This window comes from Roseisolibacter sp. H3M3-2, assembly GCF_029211165.1.
Taxonomy (GTDB): domain Bacteria; phylum Gemmatimonadota; class Gemmatimonadetes; order Gemmatimonadales; family Gemmatimonadaceae; genus Roseisolibacter.
In genome coordinates this window covers 1-4,462 of the sequence record NZ_JARGEK010000379.1, presented here as the reverse complement: position 1 = coordinate 4,462, position 4,462 = coordinate 1, and the positions used below count along the sequence as shown (strand labels likewise).

At 76.1% G+C, this 4,462-nt stretch carries 2 protein-coding genes; one reads left to right on the top strand and one right to left on the bottom strand.

Annotated features, from left to right (window positions below):
* Positions 1–92 precede the first annotated feature (92 nt).
* Positions 93–833, bottom strand: coding sequence for a hypothetical protein (locus tag PYV61_RS21445; RefSeq protein ID WP_275835490.1), 741 nt, complete (start codon positions 831–833; stop codon positions 93–95).
* Positions 834–967: 134 nt separating this feature from the next.
* Here PYV61_RS21445 and PYV61_RS21440 point away from each other — a divergent pair.
* On the top strand, positions 968–4,462 hold a 3,495-nt coding region (locus tag PYV61_RS21440), incomplete at its 3' end, for a carboxypeptidase regulatory-like domain-containing protein (protein WP_275835488.1).

The following is a 4,462-nucleotide window of genomic DNA, read 5'->3' as shown; positions in this document are numbered from 1 at the left end:
CGATCTCCTGCTCGCCCAGAGCCTCCGCGCGCTACCAAATCTTTGACAATCGCCCAGATCTGATCCGTCTCATCCGTTCTCCTGGCAGTTGCTCAGTCCAGCAGCGACTCCGCCAGCTCGCGCAGCCGCTCGAACTCGCGCTCGACCGCCGCCGCCACCTCGGCCGCCGCGGCCCGGCCGGTGAGCCCGACCATGCGCTTCGGGTGCAGCGCGTCCCGCTCAGTGCGCGGGACCAGCCGCTCCATCCGCCCCCAATCGCCCGGCGTCACCACCGCCAGCGCCGCCAGCCCCTCCCCGCGCTCGGCGAGGCGGTGGAGGGCGCGCACGGCCGGCCCGGTGCGGGTCACCCAGCCGGTGTCGCGCACCCGGCGCGGCGGCTCCTCGCGGGCGGCGTCGCCGAGCAGGAGGGCGCCGCCGGGGCGGACGGCGAATCGGAGGGTGCCGTCGCGGGGCGGGGCCAGCTCGTAGCGCGCCCCGGCGTCCGGGTCGCCCGGCGTCGGGGCGGCCACGAACACCGTGGCGCCGGCGGCCAGCGCCAGGTAGCGCGCCGCCGCCAGCTCCACCGGCGGGATCGCGGCCGCCTCGCGGACCAGTGACGCCCCGGGGGCGGGCGGGGCGGGGCGCCCGCCGCGCCCGAACTGGACCCGCCCGCGCGGGTCGACCGCGTAGGCCACCAGCGACGGGTCGTCGGGCGGGTCGGGGAGGAGGTGGCGCCCCGTCGGGCCGACCACCGCGAACACCGGGCGCCCCAGCCGCCGGGCGACGGCGCGGGCGACCGCCAGCTCGGCGTCGTTAACGGGGGCGGGGGGTCGAGCGTCTGTGGGCGACGTCATCGCCCAAGTGAACCGGCACGCTCCGCGCCGGGATCCCTGACCGGACGGCCAGCATTGGCCTGCCGGCACGCGTAGCCGATGCGGCGCGCCGACCGGTCGCGCCCTCCCTCCCGACGCTCCCCCCCCGAGTTCATATGCCCCCCGCTCCACGCCGCGCCGCCGCGCGCGTCCTCGCGCGCGCGGTGGTCGGCGCCGCCGTCCCCGTGCTCCCCGCCCTCCCGGCCGTCGCCGTCGGCGCCCTGCTCGCCGCCCCCGCGACGGCCGGCGCGCAGGTCGGCAGCACGACCGACATCGTGACCGGCCGCGTCCTCGGCGCCGCGGGGCAGCCCGTCGAGGGCGCCCAGGTCACCGTCACTTCGGTCGAGACGGGGGTGAGCCGCACCCGCGCCACCAACGCGCGCGGGCAGTACACCGTGCTCTTCCCCGACGGCGGGGGGCGGTACCGCATCACCGTGCGCGCCATCGGGCAGCTGCCGCAGACGGTCAACGTGCAGCGCGAGTCCGACGAGGACCGCCTGGTCGCCAACGTCACCCTCGGCGCCGCGCCGACGCAGCTCACCGCGGTGCGCGTGCAGGCCAGCCGCGCCCCCGCCGGCCCGCCGGGCGGGCAGCGCCCCGAGCCCGGCAACACCGAGCGCAACATCAGCACCGACCAGGCGCTCCGCCTCCCGGTCGACGCCAGCGACCCGACCGCCCTCGCCGCGCTCACCGCCGGCGTCGTGCTGACCCCCGGCGGCGACTCGACGCAGACCGGGTTCAACGTCGCCGGCCAGAGCGCGGCGCAGAACAACACCACGCTCGACGGCGTGAGCTTCGGCGGCGGCGCCTTCCCGCAGGAGGCCGTCCGCTCGACGCGCGTCATCACCAACACCTTCGACGTCGCCCGCGGGCAGTTCAGCGGCGGCCAGGTGGCGAGCACCACGCGCGGCGGCACGAACAACCTGTACGTCGGCGGCACCTACAACCTGCGCGAGCCGCGCCTGCAGTGGCGCCCCGGCTTCGAGGGCGCCTTCGGCCAGGGGTTCACGCAGAACTCGCTGTCGCTCGGCGTCGGCGGGCCGTTCGTGCGCGACAGGGCGTTCTGGTTCGTGTCGGGCTCCGTGCAGCGCCGCAGCAACCCGCTCCAGAGCCTCGTCGGCGCCGACCCCGAGGCGCTCCGCCTCATCGGCGCGTCGTCGGACTCGGTGAGCCGCTTCCTGTCGGAGCTCCAGGCGCTGGGCGTCGGCGCCACGCAGAGCGGGATCCCCGGCAGCCAGCTGAACGACAACGTCAACGCCATCGCGCGGCTCGACCTCAACGTCACCGAGCAGCACACGCTGTCGCTGCGCGGCGACTACCGCGTGAGCGAGCAGGACGCGACGCGCATCGGCGCGCTCGCCGTGCCGACCTTCGGCGGCGACACGCGCACCCGCGGCGGCGGCGTGATGCTCACCCTGTCGTCGCGCCTCGACCGCGAGATCCTCGGCGGCACCGTCATCAACGAGGCCAAGGTCTACGCCACCGGCGAGGAGCGCCGCGCGGCGCCGTACGTCGACCTCCCCGCCAGCCGCGTGCGCGTCACGAGCGACCTCGGCGACGGCACCACCGGGCTCTCGACGCTGTCGTTCGGCGGCAACCCGGGGCTCAACAACGACGACCAGACCAACTACGTCGAGGCGACCGAGGAGGTCTCGTGGGCGTCGGCGGGGGGCGGCCACCGCGTGAAGATGGGCGGGCTGCTCAACGCCAGCCGCTACGACCAGCGCACCGCGTTCAACCCGTACGGCACCTACACCTTCAACTCGCTCGAGGACTTCCTCGGCGGGCGCCCGGCGCTGTTCACGCGCTCGCTGCAGCCGCGGACCAACGAGGGCGGCGCCATCAACGCCGCCGGCTACCTCGGCGACACCTGGCGGCAGAGCCGCTCGTTCCAGCTCACCTACGGCGCGCGCGTCGAGGGTTCGACGTACTCCGGCGCGCCGGCCCTCAACCCGGCGGTCCGGGAGCGCTTCGGGCTCGAGACGAACCGCTTCCCGGGCGAGGTGCGCGTGAGCCCGCGCGTCGGCTTCAGCTACACCTTCTTCCCCGACACCGGGCGCGGCGGCGGGCGTCGGCAGGCGCAGGGGCAGGGGCAGGGCGGCGGGCGCGGACGCACCGGGCAGCCGGCGCCCTTCCTGCGCGGCGGCCCGACGCTGTTCGTGCGCGGCGGCATCGGCGAGTTCCGCGGCCGCGCGTCGTCGTCGCTCTTCTCGGCGGCGCAGCAGGGCTCGGGGCTCGCGGGCGCCGAGTCGCAGCTGGTTTGCGCGGGCGCGGCGGTGCCGGTGCCGGACTACGGCGCGTACGTGGCGCAGGGCACCGGCGCCATCCCGACGCAGTGCCTCCCGGTCGAGGGGGCGCAGACGCCCGCGGCGTCGGTGCAGGCGTCGCCCGCGGTGACGGCGATCGCCGACGACTTCCGCGCGCCGCGCACCTGGCGCGCGAACCTCGGCGTGACGCGCCGCTTCTGGGAGCGCTTCACCGCGTCGCTCGACGCCTCGTACACGATGGGGCAGGCGCAGTACGCGGTGCGCGACCTGAACCTCGACACGAGCGCGCCCGAGTTCGCGCTCGCCGCCGAGGGCGGGCGCCCGGTGTGGGTGCCGGCGGCGGCCATCGTGCCGGCGACCGGCGCGTCGGTGATCACGGCCAGCCGCGTCGACCCGCGCTTCGCGCAGGTGTTCGAGGTCGGCTCGCGCTTCCGCTCGCGCAACGCGCAGGCGACGGCGGCGCTGAACGGCGTCACCAGCCGCGGGATGAACTTCAACCTGTCGTACACGCTGGCGCGCACGCGCGACCAGGCGTCGACCGGCTTCGGCAACCCGGCGGGCGCCTTCGGCCAGACGCCGACCGCCGGCGACCCGAACGTGCGCACGCTCTCCACGTCCGATCAGGACGTGCGCCACAACCTGATCGGCACCGTCACCTACCCGCTGCACCCGTCGTTCGAGGTCACGGCCGTCGCGCGCGCCACGTCGGGGCGCCCGTACACCCCCACCGTGTCGGGCGACGTGAACGGCGACGGCTCGCGCAACGACGCCGCGTTCGTGTTCGACCCGGCGCAGCTGGCGAACGACCCCGCGCTGCAGGCAGGGCTCCAGCGCGTGCTCGCCACCACGCCCGAGGCGGCGCGCGAGTGCCTCCTGTCGCAGATGGGGCGCGTGGCGTCGCGCAACAGCTGCCGCGGCCCGTGGACGCCGTCGCTCGACCTGCAGCTCAACTACAAGCCCGACCACTTCGGCCTCAAGCGCCGGCTCACGATCAGCACGATGTTCGTGAACCCGCTGGCCGGCATCGACCAGCTGGTGCACGGCGCCGACGACCTGCGCGGGTGGGGGCAGTTCGCGCGTCCCGACGCGACGCTGCTCGCCGTGCGCGGCTTCGACGCGGCCAACCGCCGCTACGTGTACGAGGTCAACGAGCGCTTCGGCTCCACCCGCCAGCAGGCGTCGGCCTTCCGGCAGACGTTCCAGGTCGGCATCCAGGCGCGCTACGTCTACGGCCAGGGCGGCGGCTTCGGCGGGTTCGGGGGCTTCGGCGGCGGTGGCGGCGGCGGCGGCCAGCAGGGCGGCGGGGGCGGCGGCGGGCTCGCGGCGCTGCTCGGCGCCGCGACC